19 protein-coding genes are annotated in these 24,801 nt (G+C 59.2%); 3 read left to right on the forward strand and 16 right to left on the reverse strand.

The annotated features are described in order from the left end of the window. Positions 1-161: 161 nt before the first annotated feature. From HMPREF2842_RS06340 to HMPREF2842_RS06405, 14 genes are all read right to left on the reverse strand, one after another. Complete coding sequence (locus HMPREF2842_RS06340) at positions 162-2,639, reverse strand: RelA/SpoT family protein (protein ID WP_070643466.1); 2,478 nt, start codon at positions 2,637-2,639, stop codon at positions 162-164. A gap of 397 nt (positions 2,640-3,036) precedes the next feature. Next, on the reverse strand, positions 3,037-4,215 hold the full coding sequence (gene secF, locus HMPREF2842_RS06345; protein ID WP_070643469.1) for a protein translocase subunit SecF: 1,179 nt from the start codon (positions 4,213-4,215) through the stop codon (positions 3,037-3,039). Between the two features lie 2 nt (positions 4,216-4,217). Next, the gene (gene secD, locus HMPREF2842_RS06350; RefSeq protein WP_070643472.1) at positions 4,218-5,909 is read right to left on the reverse strand and encodes a protein translocase subunit SecD; all 1,692 of its coding nucleotides are present in this window, start codon (positions 5,907-5,909) and stop codon (positions 4,218-4,220) included. Positions 5,910-6,008: 99 nt separating this feature from the next. Beyond that, on the reverse strand, positions 6,009-6,368 hold the full coding sequence (yajC, locus tag HMPREF2842_RS06355) for a preprotein translocase subunit YajC (RefSeq protein ID WP_049342021.1): 360 nt from the start codon (positions 6,366-6,368) through the stop codon (positions 6,009-6,011). 353 nt (positions 6,369-6,721) lie between these two features. Next, positions 6,722-7,708 (reverse strand): Holliday junction branch migration DNA helicase RuvB, encoded by a 987-nt coding sequence (ruvB, locus tag HMPREF2842_RS06360; protein ID WP_210398797.1) that lies wholly within the window; start codon positions 7,706-7,708, stop codon positions 6,722-6,724. A gap of 171 nt (positions 7,709-7,879) precedes the next feature. Continuing rightward, positions 7,880-8,500, reverse strand: coding sequence for a Holliday junction branch migration protein RuvA (gene ruvA, locus HMPREF2842_RS06365; RefSeq protein ID WP_005505871.1), 621 nt, complete (start codon positions 8,498-8,500; stop codon positions 7,880-7,882). Between the two features lie 215 nt (positions 8,501-8,715). Next, entirely contained in the window at positions 8,716-9,405 is a 690-nt protein-coding gene (gene ruvC / locus HMPREF2842_RS06370) for a crossover junction endodeoxyribonuclease RuvC (RefSeq protein ID WP_070643479.1), read from the reverse strand. Positions 9,406-9,671: 266 nt separating this feature from the next. Then, positions 9,672-10,430, reverse strand: a complete 759-nt coding sequence (locus HMPREF2842_RS06375; RefSeq protein WP_005508777.1) for a YebC/PmpR family DNA-binding transcriptional regulator — start codon at positions 10,428-10,430, stop codon at positions 9,672-9,674. Between the two features lie 133 nt (positions 10,431-10,563). Continuing rightward, positions 10,564-11,331 carry a type 1 glutamine amidotransferase gene (locus HMPREF2842_RS06380; protein WP_070599941.1) on the reverse strand — a complete coding sequence of 256 codons (768 nt, stop codon included), beginning with the start codon at positions 11,329-11,331 and terminating at the stop codon, positions 10,564-10,566. After that, positions 11,331-12,614, reverse strand: coding sequence for a Mur ligase family protein (locus HMPREF2842_RS06385; RefSeq protein ID WP_070643483.1), 1,284 nt, complete (start codon positions 12,612-12,614; stop codon positions 11,331-11,333). Before HMPREF2842_RS06385 ends, HMPREF2842_RS06380 begins: the two co-directional genes overlap by 1 nt. A 198-nt stretch (positions 12,615-12,812) precedes the next feature. Next, complete coding sequence (locus HMPREF2842_RS06390) at positions 12,813-14,009, reverse strand: hypothetical protein (RefSeq protein ID WP_070643486.1); 1,197 nt, start codon at positions 14,007-14,009, stop codon at positions 12,813-12,815. 548 nt (positions 14,010-14,557) lie between these two features. Continuing rightward, positions 14,558-15,133, reverse strand: a complete 576-nt coding sequence (locus HMPREF2842_RS06395; RefSeq protein WP_070634012.1) for an HIT family protein — start codon at positions 15,131-15,133, stop codon at positions 14,558-14,560. Between the two features lie 87 nt (positions 15,134-15,220). Beyond that, positions 15,221-15,883 (reverse strand): hypothetical protein, encoded by a 663-nt coding sequence (locus HMPREF2842_RS06400; RefSeq protein ID WP_070643489.1) that lies wholly within the window; start codon positions 15,881-15,883, stop codon positions 15,221-15,223. Positions 15,884-16,376: 493 nt separating this feature from the next. Further along, a complete protein-coding gene (locus HMPREF2842_RS06405; protein ID WP_049345528.1) occupies positions 16,377-18,059 on the reverse strand; it encodes a potassium channel family protein in 1,683 nt (560 codons plus the stop codon). A gap of 113 nt (positions 18,060-18,172) precedes the next feature. On the opposite strand from HMPREF2842_RS06405, the gene HMPREF2842_RS09205 reads away from it, so the two are divergent. The 3 genes from HMPREF2842_RS09205 to HMPREF2842_RS06415 all read left to right on the forward strand — a co-directional run bounded on the left by HMPREF2842_RS09205 (position 18,173) and on the right by HMPREF2842_RS06415 (position 22,789). Further along, a complete protein-coding gene (locus HMPREF2842_RS09205) occupies positions 18,173-18,403 on the forward strand; it encodes a hypothetical protein (protein WP_141744435.1) in 231 nt (76 codons plus the stop codon). A gap of 140 nt (positions 18,404-18,543) precedes the next feature. Beyond that, positions 18,544-19,539, forward strand: a complete 996-nt coding sequence (locus tag HMPREF2842_RS06410) for a restriction endonuclease (RefSeq protein ID WP_005505835.1) — start codon at positions 18,544-18,546, stop codon at positions 19,537-19,539. A gap of 340 nt (positions 19,540-19,879) precedes the next feature. Further along, on the forward strand, positions 19,880-22,789 hold the full coding sequence (locus tag HMPREF2842_RS06415; RefSeq protein WP_070643493.1) for an FAD-binding and (Fe-S)-binding domain-containing protein: 2,910 nt from the start codon (positions 19,880-19,882) through the stop codon (positions 22,787-22,789). A gap of 82 nt (positions 22,790-22,871) precedes the next feature. Here HMPREF2842_RS06415 and HMPREF2842_RS06420 read toward each other — a convergent pair whose 3' ends face one another. Together HMPREF2842_RS06420 and HMPREF2842_RS06425 are read right to left on the reverse strand one after the other, a co-directional pair. Continuing rightward, positions 22,872-23,558 carry a hypothetical protein gene (locus HMPREF2842_RS06420; RefSeq protein WP_070643498.1) on the reverse strand — a complete coding sequence of 229 codons (687 nt, stop codon included), beginning with the start codon at positions 23,556-23,558 and terminating at the stop codon, positions 22,872-22,874. A gap of 54 nt (positions 23,559-23,612) precedes the next feature. After that, positions 23,613-23,894 carry an aminotransferase gene (locus HMPREF2842_RS06425; protein WP_070643531.1) on the reverse strand — a complete coding sequence of 94 codons (282 nt, stop codon included), beginning with the start codon at positions 23,892-23,894 and terminating at the stop codon, positions 23,613-23,615. Between the last annotated feature and the right edge of the window lie 907 nt (positions 23,895-24,801).

Here is a 24,801-nt window from a genome sequence, read left to right on the forward strand (position 1 = left end):
GTGGCTTTTCGAAACACATGTGGCTTCTCAACGTAAAGACCAGAAAATAGAAATCCGGCCCGTCTACTCCATCAAGAGTAGCGGGCCGAACGGTTAACTCAAGAGTACAAAAACCAGCACCCCAAAATCAACACATGTGGCTTCTGGGCGTAGAGAAGTATTTACGCTTCCGAGGGTTTCGCGCCGGTCAGGCGGTACGCCTTGTACACGCCCGTCACGTTACGGACCACGTTCAGCACATGCTCCAGCATGAAGCGGTCACCCAGCTCCAGGGCGAAGCGGTCCACCACGGTACGATCCTCCGAAGTGTGCACGCGCGCATCCAGAATGTTCACGCCCGACTCAGAAATCGCACGAATCAGGTCGCTCAGCAGGCCCTTACGGTCCAGCGCCTCCACCTGAATCTGCACACGGTACGTAGCGGACGGCGAAGACGCCCACTCAACCGTCGTCACGCGCGGCTCCTCGTCAGCGTTACGCATGTTCGGGCAGTCACGGCGATGCACCGAAATACCGTTATAACGAGTCACAATGCCGATAATGTCATCCGGCGGGACCGGGGTGCAGCAGCGCGCAATCTTCGTCAGCACACCCTCAGCACCCGGCACAATCACGCCGTTATCACCAATCGCCTTGCGGGTCGACTTCAGCAGCGTCTCGTCAAAGTCGCTGACCTCAACCTCGGGTGCCGGCTCGTCGCCACGGTGCACCTCAACGAGGGTGTCAATGACCAGCTTCGGCGCAATCTCGTGCTCACCAATCGCACGGTACAGCGACGCCACATCGTTCTTGTGCAGCAGCTGAGCCACCTGAGTCATAATCTCCGGGCTCATCATCTTCTGCAGCGGCAGCTCACTATTACGCATGCTCTTGGTGAGCATCTCGCGGCCGGCGAGCAGCGCCTCCATGCGGCGTTCCTTCGCGAAGTACTGACGAATCTTCGTGCGAGCGCGCGAGGAACGAACGAACTTCAGCCAGTCCTCGCTGGGTCCGGCGTCTTCGTTCTTCGTGGTCATAATCTCCACGGTTGCGCCGGTGGGCAGGACCGTGTGCAGCGGCACGAGGCGGCCGTTGACCTTCGCGCCGACCGTGCGGTCGCCGACTTCACTGTGGATGGCGTAGGCGAAGTCCACGGGGGTGGAGCCGTTGGGCAGGGCGATTGCCTCGCCGTTGGGGGTGAGTACCACGATTTCGTCGGTGTCGAGGGTGTCGGCAAGCGACTCGTAGAACTTCTCCGACTCCGGGTTGGAGTTCGAAATCTCCGCAATAGACTGCAGGATGCCGACGTTCATCATCGCCGAGGTCTGGGTGCCCGGCTCCTTCGGGTCCTTCGCGGGCGCGCCGCCACGAGCCGCGACCTTCTCGCCGCGCGACGCCGCCTTATAGCGCCAGTGCGCCGCCACACCGTACTCGGCTTCTTCGTGCATCTTGTAGGTGCGGATCTGAATCTCAAGCGGCAGGTTGCCCGGACCGTACACGGTCAGGTGTAGCGACTGGTAGTTGTTGTTCTTCGGGTTCTTAATGTAGTCCTTGAAACGGCCAGTCATCGACGGCCACAGGGACAGCACGTGGCCGAGCACGGTGTAGCATTCCGCCTCTTCCTCAACCATGATGCGCACGGCGAGGATGTCGTTAATCTCGTCGAAGCTGCGGCCCTTCGTCTTCATCTTCTGATGAATCGAGTAGTAGTGCTTGGGGCGGCCCGTCACGGTCGCGTCGATGCCCACCTCTTTCAGGCGGTCCGTAATCTTGGTGCGCGCCTCGTTCAGGAACTTTTCGAGGGCGGGGGTGCGTTCGCCGACCATGCGCACCATTTCGGCGTAAATTTCCGGGCTCATGGCGGCGAAGGACAGGTCCTCCAGCTCCCACTTGATCGTGTTCAGGCCCAGGCGGTGCGCGAGCGGCGCGTAAATTTTCAGGGTCTCCTCTGCCTTCTTCGCGGCAGAAGCCTGCGGCACAAAACGCCAGGTGCGGGCGTTGTGCAGGCGGTCGGCAAGCTTGATGAGCAGCACGCGGATGTCCTTGCTCATGGACAGCACAAGCTTGCGGATTGTCTCGATGGAGGCGTTCTCGCCGTAGGTCATCTTGTCCAGCTTGGTCACGCCGTCGACCAGGTAGGCGACCTCCTCACCGAACTCTTCGGTGAGCTGCTCCATCGTGTAGTCGGTGTCTTCCACCGTGTCATGTAGCAGACCCGCGGCGAGCACGGGGCCGGTCGCGCCCATCTCCGCAAGAATCGCGGTCACAGCGACCGGATGGGTGATGTACGGGTCGCCACTCTTACGCTTCTGACCCTCGTGACAGCGGTTCGCCACCTCGTAGGCGCGCTGCAGCACCTGGATATCTTCGTCCGGGTGGTAGCGGCGCACGGCACGCACGACCGGCGCAATCATCGGGGAGAAACGGATGGTACCGCCGTGCGAGTCGGAGGCCTCCATCGTGCTGCTGCGGCCACCAAAAACGAGGCGGTTAGGCACACGCCCGCTAGCAGCCATAACACGGTGCGAGCCGCGCTTCTTCTTCGCATCAGACGAATCAGTTTCAGGCAGAGGAATCGGGCCAGCGGGCCGAACCGCGGGCTTCTCGGCGGTCCCTGCAGGGTTCTCAGCGTTAGCGTTCACGGCAGGTTCTGCACTCATTCCGGGCTCCTTTGGACGTAACAGCGATGACCTGAGCCCCCGAATCTGCTCGTCGTTGAAAGGCGTGGATGCGGGCGCGCAGTATCTTCTACCTTTATCCTACCCAGCACGCGGATATGAGCCAAAATATGCGCGTAAACTATGCCGCACTGTGACACATTAGGCCGGTGAAATATTAGACCTGTGAAATATTAGACCTGTGAAATATTAGGCTGGCGTACATGAGGTGGTTCAGCGGGGCATGAGGGAGGCGCCCCTCCCCCGGTTCTGCTGCCCCGCGCCGCCGCGGGAGCAAACCAGCGGAAAGAAACCAGCGGGCACGCTAAAGGGGAGCCGATACCTTTCGGTATCGACTCCCCTATCGTTAGCAGCGCCAGTAGCGCTGGCGGAACGTTGGCTAACCGTTCAGGTTCACGCGGTGAATCTCAATGGTTGCACGTGCCGGCTTCTTAGCGGGCTTCTCGGTTGCCTTCTCGTCCTCGGTCGCCTTGTCAGCAGATTCCTCAGACTTGCTGGACTTCGCGGGCTTCTCAGCCTCGGCGGGCTCCTCCGAAGAGTCACCCTCAGCCTCGTCAGCATCCTTGAAGTTGCCGCTCTCCACCTTCGCGGTGTGCTCACGAATCTGAGCCTCACCCAAACGCAGCGAAGCATACAGCGGCGCAGACACGAACAGCGTACCGAACATGCCCACCAGAATACCCACAAACAGCGACAGGGACAGGTCCTGCAGAGTACCCGCACCCAGGATGAACGCACCAATGAACAAGATCGCGCCCACCGGCAGAACACCCACAATAGCGGTGTTAATCGAACGGACCAGAGTCTGGTTCACCGCCAGGTTAATCTGCTCGGCAAAAGTCGTGTCGCGGCGTTCCAGCACATCCTCGGTGTTCTCACGGATCTTATCGAACACCACCACCGAGTCGTACAGCGAGTAGCTCAGAATCGTCAAGAAACCAATAATCGCACTCGGAGTGATCTCGAAGCCGAACGCGGCGTACAGGCCAACCGTCACCACCACGGTGAAGAACAGGCCCGCAATAGACGCCAACGACATCTTCCAGGTACGGAAGTAGAACGCCATACCAATCAGCGCAAGCACCACAAACGCGACCAGACCCCAGAACGCCTGACGGGTCACATCCGCACCCCAGGTCGGGCCCACAAACGAAGAGGTCACGTCATTCTCAGAGACGCCGTAACCCTCCTGCAGAGCCGCCTTCACCTGCAGAGTCTCATCATCGCTGAGCTTGCTCATCTGGGCACGAATCGTACCCGGGGCAATATTGGTCACGCGAACATCCGAAGCGTCCTTCGCCTTCTCGTGAATAATGCGCTCACCCGTAGCAGTATCAACGTGCGCAGTCTTCGAGACCACGAACTCCGAACCGCCACGGAAATCAATACCCAGGTTGAAGCCGCCACCAACAGCCGGAATCAGAACCGAAACCGCCATCAGCACAGCCGCAAGCAGCAGCCACAGGCGGCGCTTACCCACGAAGGGGTACGAGCGGGCGCCCGAATGCAGGTCATTACCGAAGCGGGCAAAAGCATTAGGTTTCACATCGGTAGCCATGCTTAGCTCTCCTTCTTCTCATCAGAAGCAGACTCGTCAGCCTCAGCGGCAGCACGCTCTGCACGGCGACGCTCAGCAATGCTCAGCTGCTTCTCCTCCGGGCTGCGGAGGCGACCGGCACCACGGTACAGCGGCGTAGCGCCCAGCGACTCAGGCGACAAGCCCGAGTGGCGGTGACCCTCACCGAAGTAGCGGGTATTCGCCAGCAGAGTCAGCATCGGGTGGGTGAACAGGTACACAACCACAAGGTCAGCAATCGCAGTCAAACCAAGGGTGAACGCGAAGCCCTTCACCGAACCGACCGACACCACGTACAGCACCACAGCAGCCAGCAGGTTCACAGCCTTCGACGCCAAAATAGTGCGGGATGCACGCTGCCAACCGTGGTTCACCGCCGACGGGATCGTGCGGCCCGCACGGATCTCATCACGGATACGCTCAAAGTAGACGATGAACGAGTCAGCCGTAGCACCAATCGCCACAATCAGACCCGCCACACCAGCCAAGGACAGGCGGTAGTTCAACGCCCAGCCCAGCAGCGCAATCGCCTCGTACGAAATGATGCCTGCAACAATCAGCGACATCATCGTGACAAAGCCCAACAGACGGTACTGGAACAGCGAGTACACGAACACCAGCAGCAGACCAATCAGGCCGGTCAGCAGACCCACACGCAGCTGCTCCGAACCCAGGGTCGCAGAAATCTGCTGCTCCGACTGGATTGTGAAGCTAATCGGCAGGGCACCGTACTTGAGCTGATCGGCGAGAGCCTTCGCCTCCTGCTCGGTGAAGTTACCGGTAATCTGCGGCTTACCGTCAGAAATCACAGCCTGCGACACCGGGGAAGACAGCACCTTGCCGTCCAGCAGAATCGCGAAGCGGGCACGCGGATCATTTGCGTTCTGTGCACGAATCGCGTTCAGGCGAGAAGTAATGTTCTGGAACTTCTCACGAGCCTCATCGTTGAACTGAATGTTCACAGCCCAACGGCCCGTAGTCACGCCCTGACCGGTCGTCTCCTGCGAGTGGCTTGCGGTAGAAATATCGCTACCGCTCAGCTCCACAGGACCCAGAATGTACTTCTCCTGACCGTCAGTGGAACACGCCACCATCGGCTTAGTCGGGTCCGCACTATCGGCGTCCTCATTACGTGCCGCGGTGCAGTCCTTCGCCTCGTACTGCTTGTACAGGTCCGCAGTAATCCAGTTACGGTCCGAACCATCAGTCGGCTCCGCGGAGGGCTTGGGCAGCTTATCGTCCGCAGTGCGGGCATCCTCAGCCACCGCAGTACCGGCACCAGAAAGCAGCACCGGGCGGAAGGTCATATTTGCAGACGCCTGAATCAGCTGACGAGTCTCAGCGCTAATCGTTCCGGGAACCGAAACAACCACGTTATTACCCGAGCCGAAAGAGGTCGTAACCTCCGCCTCCGAAACGCCGGCACCATCAACGCGCTGACGAATAATCTCAACCGCCTGGTTCAACTGCTCCTGGGAGACGTTCTCATCCGAAGAGCCGTTAACCTTCGGAGAAAGAATCATCTGAGTACCACCCGAAAGGTCCAGGGCGAGCTTCGGCGCCCAAGAACCTCCCGAATAGGTGGTGCCGAAAATACCGGCAGCCATAACAACCATGAGCAGGACCATCGAGAGGAGCGCCCCTCGCGCGGCTGCAAGCGGTGAACGCTTAGCCATAATGTTCCTTCTTCGTGTGAATAGTATTGAGTGTTCTACAGATTCCGTAACGCGAAAACCCGACGCCGCTCACTGGGCGCCGGGCTCATACGCTCTGAATTACTTAGCAGTATCAGAAGAGGTATCGGAAGCGGGAGCTTCGGATGCGGTAGCCTCGTACACGTCCTCGGTCAGGGGCGCCGCGGGGGCTTCCTCCTCGACGACGGCCATAATCGCGTTCAGTGCCAGGGTGATAACAACACCGTCCGCAATCTGAAGCTGCAGCTTGTTGTTCTCAAGGTCAGTGCTGACAACGGTGCCGTAGATGCCGGAACCAGTCATCACCTGGGTGCCGGGGACGAGAGACTGCTGCATTGCGCGCAGTTCCTCCATCTGCTTACGCTGACGCTTCTGGGCGGAGAACATCATCCATGCCAGCAGCGCCATCATGGCAATCATAATCAGGAGGTTAAAATCCATGGTCTCACTTTCACATCCGCACCCGTGCCGCTCACCGCGAGGGTTGAGCGTACCAGAAGGTGTGGAATCGTAGATACAGTACGTATCCATCCTACGCGAGAGCATGAGCTTTAGCGCCCCGAACCAGCGTTTTTGTGAGGTTAACCTGAGTTTTGGACTCTCTCGGCGTAATTTTATGTCACTGACAGAGCTGGACAGAACCCGATGGAGCCTGCAGAAGAGCTACCGCGCCTGCAGAAGAGCTACCGGGGGCGCAGAGCAGCCCGCAGGAGGCGGATACCTCCCACGGGCTACTACAGTGTTATCAGCTGGTGCGGGGCTAAAGCTGATGCGGACCTAGAGCTGATACGGATCTAGAGCTGAATCTCCGGTGCTTCCAAGCCGAGGTGCTCCCACGCCGCGGGCAGAGCCACACGACCGCGCGGGGTGCGACCAATCAGGCCTTCACGCACCAGGTACGGTTCGGCAACCGTCTCCACGGTCTCCGTCTCTTCACCCACCGCAATGGCGAGGGTGGACAGACCCACCGGGCCGCCGCCGAACTTGTGAATCAGCGCCTCCAGCACGGCGCGGTCCAGGCGGTCCAGGCCGCGCGAATCCACCTCGTACATGTCCAGGGCGGTTGCGGCATCGCGCGCGTTGATGCGGTCCACGCCGTTCACCAGCGCCCAGTCACGCACACGGCGCAGCAGACGGTTCGCAATACGCGGCGTACCGCGGGAACGACCCGCAATCTCCGTGAAACCCTCGGAGGTAATCTGCATATCCATCAGACCCGCACTACGGCGAAGCACCAGCTCCAACTCCTCCACCGAGTAGAACTCCAGGTGACCGGTAAAGCCGAAACGGTCGCGCAGAGGGCCGGGTAGCAGACCCGCACGGGTCGTCGCACCCACCAGGGTGAACTGCGGTAGCTCCAGCGGAATGGAGGTCGCACCCGCACCCTTACCGACCACAATGTCCACACGGAAATCTTCCATCGCCATGTAGAGCATTTCCTCAGCCGGGCGGCTCATACGGTGAATCTCATCCAGGAACAACACCTCACCGGGAGTCAGCGAAGACAGAATCGCCGCCAAATCACCCGAATGCTGAATCGCCGGGCCGGAGGTGATGCGCAGCGGCGCCTCCATCTCTGCCGCAATAATCATCGCGAGAGTGGTCTTACCCAGACCGGGAGGGCCCGACAGCAGCACATGGTCGGCGCTACGGCCGCGCATCTTCGAAGCCTCCAGCACCAGGGACAGCTGCTGACGCACACGGCGCTGACCCACAAAGTCATCCAGAGACTTAGGGCGCAGTGCCGCCTCAATCATCTTCTCTTCAGGCTCTTCTTCCATCGCCACCAGGCGCTGGGCGGGAGTTGAAGACGCCTGAGTGCCGGGCACCTGACCGGGAAAATACCCGCCGGAAACCAGGGACGCCGCGGGCTGCGGCTCATAGGGATTCTGGCTCATAGAATTCTTCTTTCACAAAAGTTTGAGTGGGATACGTCGAACAGGGCGCACCGCTTAGTGGCGGCCCACCGTGTTCTGAGTACCCAAGGATGCGAGCACACCGCGCAGAGCCACACCCACCGGCTCAGTCTCTGCGGCAGGGTTGTGCTGCACGTAAGCGTCAATAGCGGCGGAAGCGTCCTTCTCACTCCAGCCCAAGGAGGTGAGAGCGTCAAGCACCTGCGGCTTCCAGACAATGCCCTGGCTCAGCGGCAGCTCATCGGTCTGGCCATCGCTGAGAATCAGCTTACCGGCAAGCTCCAGCACAATACGGCGGGCACCCTTCGGGCCAATACCGGGAACCTTCGTGAACGCCTTATCGTCACCGGTCGCCACGGCGCGCTCCACCTCAGCGGCAGTGTGAACACTCAACACCGCCAGCGCAATACGCGGACCAATACCGGAAACCGAAAGCATCATGTCAAACACTTCACGCTCGGCAGGCTCCGAAAAACCGTACAGAGTCATCGACTCTTCACGCACAATCATGGTGGTCAGCACGGTAGCCTCCTCACCCGTGCGCAACTTGGAGAGAGTACGCGCGGTAGCGTACACGAGCATGCCAAAACCGTTCACGTTAATCACCGCATGATCAAGGCCCACCTGAGCCACACGACCGGTCAGGGATGCAATCATTTCTATCCACCTTTCAACACCGCGCCTAGGAATGAGGCTCGCGGCAGTGTGAGGGCACCGGGCACTCCGGCACCCACAGAACGCACTCCCCCAGTTCAACGGGGAGACACTACAAGTATATTAGAATATTTCTTCTGAAATCAAGCATATATTCGAACTTCTTAGCGAATACATGCGAGCCAGCAAGAGGTACGAAAAAGCCCACGAATGCGCCTCTAGCGGCGAGCGCGCGCCTCCGCCTCCATCCAGGCACGCTGCGCCGGAGTCAACGACCCGCCGCGGCGAGCCTGCGCCGGGCGTGAACCCTGGTGAGTCTGCGTCTGAGCGGACATGTTAATGCCCGAACCGATGCCACCGCCACGCCAGCCGTGACAGATCGCAATCGCCAGGGCATCAGCAGCATCAGCGGGCTTCGGCATGGAATCCAGCCCCAAAATGCGGGTCACCATACGGCCCACCGACGCCTTATCGGCGCGGCCGCTACCGGTCACCGCCGCCTTCACCTCCGAGGGGGTATGGAAGAACACCGGCACGCCGCGCATCGCCGCAGCAGAAATCACCGCACCCGAAGCGTGCGCCGTACCAATCACCGTGTTCACCTGCTCCTGAGCGAAGATACGCTCAATCGCCAAGGCATCCGGCTTATAGGTGTCGAGCCAGTGGGAGGCGGCGTTGAAAATCCAGAGAATACGCTGGTCCAGGGACTCCGCCGGGATTGTGCCGGCAACACCCACGTTCACGAAGTGCGCCTTACGGTCGGCGGTCATATCGAGCATGGAGAAGCCGCAGCGGGTCAGGCCCGGGTCAACACCCATGATGCGGGTTGCACCCGGCACACGCTCCACGGCGGTGGCAGCATGGTTCTCACGCATGCTATCGCGTGCGGCAGGTTGAGCGGCGGCCATCATCTCCCCTTTCGACAAACTCCCTCTAGAATCTCTAGATTCTAGCCCTTCAGAATCCTAGCACCCGGCACCGGGGCGTGCCACGAGCGCGGTCATAACGAGCACAGTCACCACAAGTACAGCCACCGTGCGCCCCGCGAAAAGCACCCAGCGCATCCCCCAAATAGCCCCAAGACGCTAAGAAGCCACTCCCCCAACCAGCCACCCTACGGCGGCTCGGTTAAAGGAGCGGCTTCTTCAAGCATCAGATATCAGAATCCGAGTGATTACTCAGCTTCCAGCTCTGCCATGACCTCAGCAGAAACGTTAGCGTTCGAGTAGACGTTCTGAACGTCGTCGAGCTCTTCAATAGCGTCTGCCAGCTTCATGAACTTCTTAGCACCCTCAGCGTCCAGGTCAACCTGCATGGTCGGGCGGAAGACCGGGTCATCGTTGTTGTACTCCAGGCCAGCCTCGTCCAGTGCCTTACGGATCTCGGGCAGGTCGGTCGGTGCGGAAACAACGGTGAACACGTCGCCCTCGTCCAGAACCTCTTCGGCGCCTGCATCCAGAACAGCCATCAGAACGTCGTCCTCGGTCAGACCGTCAGTCTTGGTGACCTCAGCAACGCCCTTACGCTCGAACAGGAACGCAACCGAACCCTGATCAGCCATGGTGCCACCGTTACGGGTCACAGCCAGGCGAACCTCAGACGCTGCACGGTTACGGTTATCGGTCAGACACTCAATGTACAGAGCGGTACCCTGCGGGCCGCGTGCTTCGTACATGATTTCGGTGTAGTCAATGGTCTCACCGGTCAGACCAGCGCCACGCTTGATTGCGCGGTCAATGTTGTCGTTAGGAACGGAGTTCTTCTTCGCCTTCGACACAGCCAGGTCAAGAGCGGGGTTACCAGCAATATCAGCGCCGCCCATACGTGCCGCAACTTCAATTGCCTTAATGAACTTCGCGAAAGCCTTCGCGCGCTTAGCGTCGATAGCAGCCTTCTTGTGCTTAGTAGTCGCCCATTTAGAGTGACCGGACATTCGTATCTCCCTTAGTCAAAACCTCTGCACGGACACGGCGAAACGCCCCGCGCACTGTACTATAACTCAATCAACTATACCGTAGCGGAGGCGCACACCACCTCAGAAAGTGCACGCCACCACCAGGAATAGGCTAGCGGGGGCGAGACGCAGCCGAAGCGCGCGCCTTCTCCACCAGCGAGTCGTCAATCGTGTTCGGCGTGAACTCGCCAAACTTACGCTGAGCCGCCTGCTCAATCAGGTAGTCCGAAATCTTCGGGTTCTTCGGCAGCAGCGAACCGTGCAGGTAGGTGCCAATCACGTTGTGCACGCGCGCACCCTCATACGTATCGGTCACGTTGTTACCCTCACCCTTGGTGACGGTAGCCAGCGGGGTGCAGCCGGAACCCAGGTAAGTCAGGCCCGAGTGGTTTTCAAAACCAATCACGGTGCCGAACTCCTCAGACTCCTCAACAATGTTGCCGATCAGGCGGTCATCGCCGCCGACCGTGTGCGCATCAAAAATGCCGATACCCTTCAGCACCTCACCCTCACGGGTGCGGAATTCCTTGCCGAACAGCTGGTACAGGCCACAAATGACGAGCATCGGCACGCCAGCCTCAGCCAGCGAGCGCAGCGTGTCACCGTTCGCGTGCAGGTCATCCTGAATCACGGACTGACCCGAGTCCTGGCCGCCGCCACCCAGAATGATGTCAACATCTTCCGGGAAAGGCTGACCGGGGTTGTGGTCCAGAATCTGCACGTCAAAGCCGTGCGCCTGCGCGCGACGAGCCAACGCCAGAGTGTTACCCCAGTCGCCGTAAATGTTCATGTCGAGCGGGTACAGCTGCAGAATACGCAGAGTCTTACCGTTATTGGGGCCGGAGGCGGGGGTGCCCTCAAAAGTGTGAGTTGCCGTCATTAGGAGACCCTCTCAACGTCAGTGATCTTTGCGAGCTCTTCACGCAGAGCCAGCATTGCGGTGTAGGTGCAGAAAATACGCATGGGCGCGTTACCGCTGGAGGCGATGAAGCCCTTGAGCGCATCGGCGAGGTTCTCGTTGACCTCATCAACCTTCACGCCGTCATGCTCCAGGCGCAGCGCCATATCCCAGGCGCGCACACCCGAAACCATCTGCACGCCGGTCTTCTTCAAGCTGTCGAAGTCAACATCCCACAGCCACGACACGTCACGACCGTCAGCGTACTGGTCGTTGATCGTAATCATGGTGGCGTAGTCGTCAGCGTTCGCGCTCGCCAGGGACAGGCGGAAACCGCTCGGGTTCTTCACCAGCAGCAGCTGCAGCGGGCGGCCGTTCACGTTCAGGGTCTCACCGCGACCGAAGGCGGGGGTAATCTTCGCCAGCTCCGCGATGAGCTTATCTTCGTTGAGCTTCTCGCCCATGACGGCGCGGGTCAGCGCCATAGCGCCTGCCGCGTTGAAGATGTTGTAAATGCCGTAGAGGTTGATTTCGCCGACTCGCTCCACGCCCGCCAGGTCGAAGGTTGCGGAGGTGCCGGAGAACGCGGTCAGGGTGACGTCGGCATCGGGCAGGGTTGCCTTCGCGACGGTGCCGCCGCGCATCTCATCGTCCGAGGGGAAGTACGAGCGCAAGGACTCATCCAGACCGTAGTACTTGACGGTCACGCCCGGCTGCACGTTCTCAGCGAGGGAGCGGATGCGCGGATCCTCACGGTTGAGCACCACGGTACCGGTCGTTGCGGAGGCGACGGTCGCCAGCATGCGGCGGGTCGTGTCAATCTCACCGAAGCGGTCCAGCTGGTCACGCAGAACGTTCAGCAGCAGAGCGTAATCGGGCTTGACTGCCTTGACGAAGTGCACGGCGTGCGCCTCATCCAGCTCAAGCACAGCAATATCAGCATCAAGCTTGCCGCCGAGGGTCATCTCGCCCAGCAGTGCCGCGGCGACACCGCGCACAAAGTTCGAGCCGGTGCGGTTAGTGAAAACCTTCAGACCCTGAGCTTCAAGCAGCTGCACAGCCATCTTCGTGGTGGTGGTCTTACCGTTCGTGCCGGAGACAACAACCACGCCGTAGGGCAGCTTCGCGAGCTCTTCAGCGACGAAGTCGGGGTGCAATTTTTCCATGACAAGGCCGGGGAAGGCGGAGCCGCCGCCGCGAAGCTTAGTCGCGGCGCGTACGCCCTGGCCGAGAAGACGAATGAGGGGTTTGGACATGCTTTCCATTTTAGTACACGCACGCCAGCGGCTGAATGGTTCGCCCGGCTCGTTCGCTCATGCCGGACGGGGCGGGGTTACTGGGGTTTTGGCGCAGGGGGTGCGGGGGTTTTGGTTCAGGGGTTTGGTGTGGGCGTTTGGTGCGGGGTTTTGGTGTGGGGCTCCGGCTAGGGCGGAGCGCCGGGGGTATTAAAACAGCGAGCCCGTTTAGAACAGAGAACCCTGCACCCTCACCCGCGTGAACTCCTGCGCAGGCTCCACCAGCACGTTCCGCCACGCGGCAGTATTCACCAGGAACGCCGCGTCAGCATCGCCGGTGTGGGCGCTCAAAAACTGACCCGCCGCGCCCGTGCAGAAGAAGCCAGCCGCCCCGCTCTCAGTACCGGAACCACCCAGACCAGATTCACAGGGCGCCAGCGGTTCGGGCGATTGCGCGCGCAGAGCCGCATACGGGCGGTTCATGGCAAGCGACGGAATCCACGGCTCATCCAGGGCGGTGAGCGGCACCTCCGGGTCGGTACGTGCTAGTTCGGCGAGCGCTTCGCGGGCGCGGGCAACCGCCTCCTGATGGGCAACACGAAGCTGCGCGCCGGGCAGCGGGTTCGTCCAGGCGCGGTACTTGCTCGCCACCTGCTTGACCTGCGGAATCTTCGCGAGAGCGGTCACGGCGTCCTCGGCGCGGCGAATGGCAAGCCCGTCGGGTGCGAGCGCAATGTAGGTGGCGGTGGCGACCGCCTGCTCATCCAGGCGGCGCGGGGTCGAATGCAGGGAGCTCGTGCCGACCTTGTGCGTGCCGTCCGGGAAAGTCGCGATGTAGAGGCGATGCTCCAGCATGGCGTAGGCGCGCATGGATTCGGTGAGCGTTCCGGGGTACAGGTGCGCGCTGTGCAGGGCGGTGAATTCGTCGCGGGCGGTGCAGCGCGGGCACTGCTGGCCACGCTGGATGCGGGTGCCCTCGGGGCAGGGTACGCGGCGGATTCCCGCAGATTCGGGGGCGGCGTCATTGCTCGTGCCGGTGGTATAGCCGGCGCAGTAGCGGTAGAGTTCCCCCTCGCTATCGCGCGGAATGCGCAGCCCCAGGTAGGCGCCGGGGGTCAACGGAATCTGGATGCGAACCCCGCTCGGAACGCCACGCTGCGCAGGGTTGCTTTCCTGGTTAGGGGCGCTCTCCCCCGCCGCTTGAGACGCCCGGTTATGAGTTCCTTCCGCGACCCCGCCGGGCACGACCGGTTCCACTTCAATGAGCGGGCGGCGGTTGGACCAGCGGATCTGCCTCCAGATGAGCAGCTGCGGCGCGCCTGCAGAATCACCGGCGGCATCATGACCGGCGCAGGCATTATTACCAGCGACGGGCACAGCACTAAACTCGTCGAAAGCAGTCTCAAGCAGGTTGGGGTAGTCCATAGCATTCCACTCTAACGGGTCTGGTACATCTAGTGCTGGCAAATCTAGCGGGTCTGGCGGGTTCGTGGCACGACCGGCGGGCTCACCCTAGACGTTCCGCACATTCCCCGCGCGCTCGCCCCCACACGCATCTGCCACGCGCATCCGCAGAACACAAAAAGAGGCCAGCGTCCTTCACGCTGATCCGCACCCCTCGCAGTGTTGCCGTGCGTTCACGCACGACGGGGTGGGTTCTCAGCTGAGGCGCTGACCTCTGTGGTTGAGGCAGGGCGCTTACCCTGCCAAGCCCGAAAGCGATCGGTGACCGCTATTTTTCGGTGAGCTATGCGGTGTTCATGGAAGCCGGAAGCTTCCCCGCAGCGTCGCTGCATTTAAAACTTTGCCATATCCAATGGACATAACATCATTCAAATACGCATCGACTGCCCAATCTGCGCATTTATGACGCAGAATTTCTGTGCACTAGCTGGCAAATTGAAGCAATTAGTGCAAAATTTCAAAATCACCAAGCCGCTCAGCCGGACTATCTGACGGATGAGCCACGCCATCTAGCTGAGGCGGGCAAACCCCCCCGCAATCGCAGAGCGCATATCATCCAGCGTGCGAGACATGGTCTTCGTCTGAGCAATAATCGGCAGGAAGTTCGTATCTCCACTCCAGCGCGGCAAAATGTGCTGATGCAGGTGATCAGCAATGCCCGCGCCGCCCACCTTGCCCTGATTAATGCCAATGTTGAAGCCGTCATTATGCGACACCTCGCGCAGAACCTTCATGGCGAGCTGCGTCAGCTGCGCAATCTCCATGGTTTCTGCCTCGGTCGCATCGTCATAGAACGGGATGTGGCGGTACGGGCAGACCAGCAGGTGACCGGGGTTATACGGGTAGAGGTTGAGAATCACGAAGGCATGCTCGCCGCGGTGCACAATCAGCGACTCTTCGTCACTGCGGCTGGGCGCGGTGCAGAAGGGGCAGGTCTTCTCGGTGTAGTCCTTCTGGCCACCGCTCACGTAGGCGGTGCGGTGAGGGGTCCACAGGCGCTGGAACTGGTCCGGTGCGCTGGGTAGCTCGAAGGAATCCTGCACCGAGGCTGCGGTGCCATGCTCGGGGGTCGTGTTCTCGCTCATAGTCCCATTCTATAGCCCGCACGCGGCAACGGGAACGCCCCGTCCGTCATGCGTGCCAGATATGAGATAACTCCCCCGGCAGCGCGCTTAGCTGTGCTGCTTTTCCAGGTGAATGATGCGGGTGGCACCCTCAAAGGTCATGGGGAAGCTCAGCACGCCGTCCTCCATGACGAATTCCTTGGTTTCCTTATCGGAGGCGTACGGTGCGTGGCTCAGCTTCGCGTGGTCCACGTGCGAAATGTAGCTGAAGTTGCCGGTCTTCGCCTCGAAAGTGCCAGCCCAGAAGGGGGTTGCCAGCTCTTCGTGGTTCAGGTGGTAGGTGACCTCGATAATGCCGTCGTGAATGACTGCGTCCATGTAGTTCTCAAGGTTGGTAGAGTCCTGCTGAACCCAGGTGCCGTCCATGATTTTCTGCGAGCGCGCAACGGCTGCCGAGGAAGGCATGGGCGCCGCGGTGTATGCGGTCTGTTCCTGAGCATCCGGCGTATAGCTACCGGCACCCGCCGGCGCGGGGGTTTCAGTGGGCTGGGTCGCAGCCGGGTGAATCGACGGGTCATGCGAGGCATTAACCGCCGCCTTAATTCCGGTGCTGTCATCGCCGGGGGCGGAAACGGCACTAGGCTCGACGGTTTCAAAAGCTGCGGGGTCAACAACCGCACTTGCGGAGGCGTTATTCGGTGCGGGTGCACACGCGGTGAGAGAGAGCGCGCCGAGTAGAGCGAGCGCGCCCAGAGTGGACTTAGGTGCCACGAACGTGTCCTAACAGAGTATGTGTTTGAGTGAGTTTGTGAGTTGAGTGGTGCCTCCCCGTGAGTGAGGTGGGGATACGACGACACCCCGTAGCGCATTGAGGCTACAGGGCGTTCGATAACCGGCACGGTAGATAGTTTATAGGCTCTGGCTAGGAGTTTCACCAGTGGCGGCCATTTTTAAAAGATAGTTTGGTCACATTAGATCTTAAGTTGAGGGGTTTTTCGCGCACACGAGCCCCAATTTGCACTCTCCACGGGCTAATTTTGCCTCGACAAGGCGAAATATCCCGCACGGTGGCGTGGGCGGCAATTTTCTTGCCTTCGTCTTGCCTTCGCGTGGGCTCGGCACCCAAACCCACCGCTTCAATAAGTATGCGGTGTGGGTTTGAGCGCCAAGCCTCAACTGAACTGTTATATCTGCGCTGCTATCTGCGCTACCGCAACCGAGCCGCTACAGCCCGGTTACTGTCCGCAGGGTATTTGCGAGCGGACTACTGCTTGCGGGAACGTAGCGAGAACTTCTCACGAATAATCGTGAACGTCTGGCGGGTCTCCTCCAGCAGGGCGACCGGCTCCTGCTCGCGCACCGCAACCTCATGAGATGCCGAGGAGTCGGCAGGTTCACCAGCCCGCGCGGCGCCGGGCGCGGTGTTCGGGGTAGCCTCCGCAGAAGCTGCCGCAGCAGCACCCGGAGCGCCAGGAGTACCAGGGGCAGTAAAGCCCGCGGCGGCGCTGAAACCGGCGCGGCGTGCCGCCTCCGCATCCGAAGGAACCGGGTGCACACCGTCTTCATCCACGACCTCACGCAACGTGTAGTCGCGGGCTTCACGGCGCGCATACTCACGAGCCAGCAGGGCACGCAACTCAGAAATCTCCTGGCGAAGATCGTCCACGTCAGCCTTGGTTGCGGGGTACTCCTGCTCCTCCCTGCCACCAAACTTTTCGATAATCCAGCTCGCGAGCGCACCGGTAGCAACCGCGACCAAGCCCCCGCCGTACAGCATGACGATCACGGCGATGACCCTGCCGATACCGGTGACCGGGTAAACGTCTCCGTAGCCGACCGTGGAGAGGGTCGTGAACATCCACCAGTAGGCGGTGGGCAGGTCACGAATCATCGCGCCCGGCTCGGAGGACTCCACCGAATAGATCGACAGGGCAAACATGATGATGAAGATCGCGGTGTATCCGAAGAGCTTCACCGCCAGCTCTGAGAGCCTCTTATATTGGCGGTTGGCGGTCATATAAATCATGGAGAGGAAGCTGACAATACGCCACGCGGGCAGCAGCACAATCGCCAGGTTCATCAGGTTATGCGTGATGAAGTAGAGTCGCCGCGGCGCCAAGTACAGGCGAATGCAGTAGTCGGCGGCGAATAGGCCCCACAGGATCATCTGAATGATGTTGAGGTACGCGTCGTACGGCTCCTGAATGCGTGTGCTCATGATGGGCGCGGCGAACGCGAGCAGGTACAGTACGGACGCCACGAACATGGGCGTGGAGGAGCGTTCCTCCCACGCCGCCAGGTTCTTCTCGCCGCGGTACTTGCTGAGCGTGCGGAACAGGCGGGTGCGCGGGGCGCGACGCGGCGGGTCCGTGACGGTGCGGGTGACCGTGCGGATAGTCGTGGTGTGCGTTTCAGGTTCGCCTACATCAATAATCTCGGCGTCACCATCGGGGTTACCCTGGGTGCCCGCTTTCTGGTCGCCCTTGCCGTGCGGGTGATGCGTGGTGCGGGTGATGCGACGCTCCTCGCGGTGCGTACCGTCCGGCGCGTCGGTGGTGGCGTATTCTTCGACGACCTCTTCGTAGTCGTCGGGGTCCAGGTCGGTGGAGTAGACGGAGTGGGTGCTGTCCAGGCGGGCGCTATCAATCTGCACGGCATCAACCTGTACTGCCTCCATGCCGGGGGCGGTAGCCTCTGCGGGGCTACTTGCTGCAGCACTAGTTTTGGCGGCACTGGATTCTGCCGGTGCCGACTGGGTATAACCAGCCTTCGTGGTATTCTCAGCGGCGGCTTCAGATGCGGTAGTTTCAGATGCAACAGTTTCAGGGCGCGCAGACGCACCCACCGGGCTGTTCCCCGGAATATTGCCCGAGGTATTCCCCGAGGTATTGGGTGCTGTGCCGTTCTTTACCGTGTTGTCTGTCTGGTTCTGTTCTGCCTTATCCATAGTGTGAATGATACTCCACGCCGTTGCGTTTGCGTTTCTATTTCGTTGCACTGTGACCTTGTGCTGTGACCTTTGGGCGGCGGTCTTTACACCGCGGTTTTGTGCACGATACTGTGTCGAAATCGGGCGGCGGTTCGGTTGCGGTGGAGAACCGTTCGGGTGCGAAGATGACGGTGTATTGTGCGGGTGTGGATCGTAAGGAGCGTAGTGTGCCTGCGGGTGGCCGCGTGTTTGTGGAGGATTTGGGGGTGCGTGCTTCGGCGGGTTCTCCCCTGTTTTGTGGTGTGGTGACTTCTGATAGTACTGCTAGCTGGAATGTTACGGCCCTCGGCGGCCGCGCCTAAGAGCAGCTGCGGCGCTAATAAAGCCTGCACAAGGGAAAACAGGCACCTCTGGTAACGATTATCTTTTGTATTAGAGGTATATTAAGAACGGACTACCCGCCGTTATTAACCAGCCGTTATCAATCAATGGAGATACACCGATGACCGCTCAGTCGCCTGATACCACTGAGGTTGAACTTCCCAAGTTCTACGAATTCATTCCCAGCATTCTTGCTTACCTATCTGACGGCAACTCCCGCACCAATAAAGAGATTTATAGCGCTGTAGCAGAGCGCTACCCGCTTTCTGACGAGCAGCTACTACCCTACCTGCCGAACGGCAAGCGTCCCGTCTATGTGGACCGCATTAGTTGGGGCTTGACCTATCTCAAGATGTTCGGTGCGGTTGATTCCCCTCGCCGCGGTCAGCAGGTTATTTCTGACGAAGGCTTGAAGCTGATTGAGGCTCATCCTGGGGGCATCCCCGATGATGTCGTCGCGCATATCGTTCGTTCCGCCCGCAGCACGCGTGAGCGTTCCCAGTCTGATAGTTCCGAGCAGGACCCGCAGGAAACCCCGAAGACCGCTACCAAGACTGTTGCCGTCACGACTGCACCCTCTGAGGTGTCTGATAGCACCCCGCAGGAACTCATTGATGAAAGCATCACTCAGATTGAGTCCGCGCTGACGCACGATATTTTGGAACGCGTCCGCGCAATGTCTCCGACTGCTTTTGAGCATCTGGTGGTGGATGTTCTGTTGGCGATGGGCTACGGCGGCCCGGCAGGACGCGGCACCGTTACTCCGGCTTCCAATGACGGCGGCGTGGACGGAATCATTGACCAGGATGCGTTGGGTCTTTCAAAGATTTATGTCCAGGCTAAGCGTTACGCCAAGGACAATGTGGTGGGACGCCCTGCCCTTCAGAGCTTTGTGGGCGCACTGCATGGCAAGGCAACGCAGGGAGTGTTCATCACGTCGAGCTCCTATACGTCTGACGCACGCGGCTATGCGGAGGAACTTGGTGGCGGAGTTTCCCTCGTTCTGATTGATGGTGAGCACCTGGCGCGCCTCATGATTAAGTACGGTGTTGGCGTACAGGTGGCACGCACGTACACCATCATGAAGCTTGATGAGGACTTCTTCGACGAAGCCTAAACGTTACACAAGCGTGGGGTGGAAAGCATGTAGCTTTCTGCCCCACGCTTTCTTTTGGGTTAGCCGCCTTTTGGGTTAGCCGCTGGAATGTTACAACCCTCGGCAGCCGCGCCTAAGAGCAACCGCGGCGTTCAGAGTGTGGTGGGTGCGCCTCCGCAGGCCCGGGCGTATTCCCCCGGAAAGCCAGCAAATACGCGGCAAACCACCGCATCAGCACGGTGTATAACCCACCCCCTTTATGGTGACAAGTAGTCGCCAAGCTTAGCCATAGCTAAGCGGAAAAGACGGTGTTCAAGAGCACATACTGAAAGGTAAGACAGTCTCACTAAGGAGATTCATCATGACCACCGTTGTGTCAAACACTTCCAAAGCACTCAAGTCCCCCTACGAGGACACCCTCAAGCGCCTACTCTCCGATGCACGCGCAGAAGCCGTCGAATCCAGCGTCTCCGAACTCGAACGCCTGGCAATCTCGCACGACGCATCCCACTACCTGCTCGTGCCCGCCGGCCTGATTCGCCCCGACTCCGCCGAAGACGTCGCAAACATCTTCCGCGCAGCCGGCGACCTCGGCCTGCCCCTCACCTTCCGCTCCGGCGGCACCTCCCTCTCCGGCCAGGCAAGCGGTGACGGCCTCATGGTCGACACCCGCCGCCACTTCAAGAAGATTGAGGTCCTTGAAGATGGCAAGAAGGTTCGTGTGCAGCCCGGCGCGACCATCATGATGGTCAACAACTACCTGGCACCCTACGGCTACAAGCTCGGCCCCGACCCCGCATCCTGGTCCGCCTGCACCATCGGTGGTGTGGTTGCGAACAACTCCTCCGGCATGTCTTCGGGCACCAAGTACAACACGTACAACACCCTGGACTCCATGGTGTTCGTGCTGCCCAGCGGCACCATCATCGACACCGCCGAGCCGGACGCTGACCAGAAGCTGCGCTCCCTTGAACCCGAAATCCACGAGGGCCTGCTGCGCCTGCGCAAGCGCGTGCTTGAGAACCCCGAGTCCATGGCGAAGATTCGCCAGCAGTACTCCATGAAGAACACCATGGGTTACGGTCTGAACTCCCTGGTCGATTTCGAGACCCCCGTCGACATTCTGCAGCACCTGCTGATTGGTTCGGAGGGTACCCTCGGTTTTGTTGCTTCGGCTACCTACCGCACCCTGCCGATTCTGAAGAACATTTCCACCGGCCTGCTCGTGTTCGACAACCTGATTGATGCTGCACGCTCTGTGCCCGAACTGGTTGCTAACAAGCTCGCTACCGTCGAGCTGATGGACGCCACCAGTATTCGTGTGGCTCAGCGTACCGGTCAGGCTGCGGAGGCGCTCGCCGCCATCGACGTGAAGGACCACGCCGCCCTGCTGGTTGAGTTCCAGGGCAACTCCGAGCAGGAGCTGAGCGACCTGGCTGCCGCTGCAGCACCCATGTTTAAGAGCCTGCCGGTGGCTTCGCCGGTGTCGATGACCAGCAAGCTGTCTGAGCGTAACGCACTGTGGGCGGCACGCCGCGGCCTGTACACCACCGTTGCGGGTAACCGCCGCTCCGGCACTAACGCACTGCTTGAAGACGTGGTTGTTCCTGTTGAGGTTCTGGGTAACACCTGTAGCGACCTGACCAAGCTGTTCGACGCACACGGCTACCAGGACTCCGTGATCTTCGGTCACGCGAAGGACGGTAACATCCACTTCATGCTGAACGAGCAGTTCCGCGACCCGAAGCAGCTGGACCGCTACCGCGACTTCACCGAAGAAATGGTTCAGCTGATCCTTTCCGCTGACGGCTCGCTGAAGGCTGAGCACGGTACCGGCCGTATCATGGCGCCGTTCGTGAGCCGCCAGTTCGGTGAGGAACTCTTCGACGTGATGCGCCAGATTAAGCGCCTCATTGACCCGAAGGGCTTCATGAACCCCGGTGTTCTGCTCGCCGAGCCGGACACCGACTACGTGACCGACCTGAAGGTTGCCGAAACCGTAGAGGAAGAAGTCGACCGCTGCGTGGAGTGCGGCTACTGCGAGCCGGTCTGCCCCTCCCGCAACCTGACCCTGACCCCGCGCCAGCGCATCGTGATGCGCCGTGAGATTGCTGCCGCTGAGGCGAACGGCGACCACGAGCTCGCCGAGCGTCTGCGCAAGGAGTACGAGTACAACGGCATCGACACCTGCGCCGTGGACGGCATGTGCCAGACCCGCTGCCCCGTGAACATTAACACTGGTGACCTGATTCGCCGCCTGCGTTCTGAGAACCAGGACAAGCTGGCCGCCGCCGGCTGGAAGGTCGCCGCACAGCAGTGGGGCATCATGGATAAGGTTGCCGGTAAGTCCCTGACTGTGGCTAAGAAGCTGCCGTTCCCCGTGGTGCACGGCACCACCAACATTGCCCGTAAGGTCATGGGTGACGACACGGTTCCTTCCTACAAGAAGGGCCTGCCGGTCGGCGGCCCGGCACGTAAGCCGCACAAGGACGCAACCGCTGAGATTGTGTTCTTCCCCGCCTGCGTGAACTCCATGTTCGGCGGCGTGGACGGCGACGGCAAGCATGACCCGGTCAACGCAACCCAGGCGTTCATCCGCCTGTGCGAGCGTACCGGCGTGAAGTACCGCATCCCGGACAATATTGGTGAGATGTGCTGTGCTACCCCGTGGAAGTCGAAGGGCTTCACCGACGGCTACTCGATCATGAGCGACCGTGTGCTGAAGTCCCTGTGGGAGGCTACTGACGGTGGCCGCCTGCCGGTCGTGTGTGACGCTTCGTCCTGTACTGAGGGCCTTGAGGTGATGCGCGAGAAGGTTATTAAGGCGCTTGAGCACAAGATCGTGAACGGCCTGAAGCCGGGTGAGCCGGACTACTCGCGTCTGCGCATGTACGATGCGGTGCAGTTCGCCGCCGATAACATGCTGAACAAGCTGACCGTGTCTGCTCCCCTGCCGTCGGTTGCACTGCACCCGACCTGCTCCATGACTCACTTGGGTACTCAGCCTGCGTTTGAGAAGATTGCGAACGCGATGAGTGACGACGTGTACGTGCCGAAGCACTGGGGTTGCTGTGGTTATGCGGGTGACCGCGGTATGCTGCACCCCGAGCTGACTGCGAGCGCTACGGAGGCTGAGGCTTCTGAGCTGAGCGAGCAGAAGCAGTTTGCCGCATACATTTCGGCGAACCGCACCTGTGAGCAGGGCATGACGGAGGCGACCGGCCACAGCTACCAGAACGTGCTGCAGCTGCTGGAACGCACCACCCGCTAAAAGGCTGAGCGCATAGCAGCGGTATAAAAGAAGGGACCCGGCGGGCTATCTGATGGATAGCCTGCCGGGTCCGTTTTACTTGTCAATTACTTTGTGTTCCTACAAATCCAAATAAAATAAGAATCAAAACGACAGGAGCAAAAATAATTGCAAGCAAGAAAGAAAGAAAGAAAGAAAGAAGAACATCTCCAACAATAATCACAAGCAACATAAATTTATTATTACTAGAAATGATGCCATCATGCCTATTTTTTAATACAAAAAGATCAAAAATACCGATAATTGCAAGACAAATTGGGGCATTATAAAAAATAAAGAACGACGAATGAAAATCACCAATCCTACCGTAATCTATAAGTGAAGATATGGAAAATACAAGCACAAATATAGACTCGGGAGGGTCACTAACGATTCTCCAAATATCATAATCCTCAATTCGACGCCTCAGGCCATTTAGATAGTAGCTACTTGAAGAAGCTGCGAGGATAGACAGCAGGAAAAATACCCATGCTTCTTCACCGTTTTTAACGCGAGAGATAAAACTATTAATAGGGTCAACCATTTGCCCTAATCCAGCATAATTTAAACCTTCAAGGATAATCCTCAGAGCAAGACCATCTTCAACGCCCTTCACCCAACCATCAGGGAAAAAGCTAATAATTATTGCAATTGCATAAACCGAGACAAGAATCTTTGGAAGCCCTTTCAACAACGTCTTAGCTAGAGAATAATCCTTAAGCTTCCCCAAAGTCTCATTTATAACAAACACTACCTACTGCACCTCATCTAGTAAATACATTAGATTCTTAAACAAAACATTAATTTAATATATTAATATCATGTCGTCACTACCCATAAGGCGGGCGGAAAGCTTCCCATCAGCCTCAGTCACGATAATGACCGGCTTACCGCCCGCAACCTTGCGTGCACGGTCGAGTACGTCAGCCTCATCTTCACCGGGAGCCACAGGGACCACCTGACACTCCCCTCCCGCCTTCTGAGCAGCGAGCGCAACAAGTGCCCTGTGTTCCGGGTTTCGGCGAGCAGACAGGTTGAAACGCCCCGCAATACGAGCCCGTTCCTTCATCACCTCAACGCTTGCCATACCTTCCCCCCCCCAAATGCACTTCAACAGCAAAGCCTACTACTTCTTAGTGAACAAACTTTGCTTCCCGAAGAACCTGGCGGGCTACCTAATGGATAGCCTGCCGGGTCCGTTTTCGTCTGCTACAGCACTTATTTTCGACTATTAAATAGTCCAATAATCAATACTGCTATCGAGATGCCGTAGAGAATTCCAAGCACCAGGTCGCTGACATTTGACACTGCGTTCAAGATAATTGCCAGGATCAAGAACAGCATCCCAACAGGAACATACTTATTCGACTTCATACGCTCGTGCTCCCTCAATAATCAACAGCGATACATCATTTTCAGGACCATCCAGCTACCCATTTTCTGAATGACTATGGACGTTCGCCCTACTACCACGCTAGCACTCTGGAGCTAAAAACTAGCCCGCGACACAGCTTTCTGCACCCCACCGCACTCCCCCACCCGCGCCTCCTCAAAGCACACAAAAACCACCCCCTCCGCAGATTCCGCCGCAAAAGGGGGTGGTTTCTATATATGAGCTAGACCAGAAAGCCTAGTACTACTCAGCAGCCTCCGTGCTGGGCTTGGGATCCTCGTTCACGCGGTTGCGGATATCTCATAAACTGAGAAATTGGTTTTCGAGGTCAACACATGAGGTAACGGGAGGATGTGCCCAGATTTCAACGCAACATGATACCAGGAGTTTAATTTCTCGCCGGATATAAGGCGTTTCTTTTTCGCCATGGTTGTCGCTCCTTCATGTGGGTATCTGAACCCTACCGTGACTTCAAGGAGTACGCGTGATTTCTCTCGGCAATCTATGGGAAAACTAGCCTTGAGAGCGAGAAAAAGACGGCCTGCGGGAAACAGTGTCAGTGGCCTTAACGGGCTCTTCCGAGTTGAGTGTGGGTGACCGG

The organism is Rothia sp. HMSC069C10 (assembly GCF_001812205.1).
Classification (GTDB): Bacteria; Actinomycetota; Actinomycetes; order Actinomycetales; family Micrococcaceae; genus Rothia; species Rothia mucilaginosa.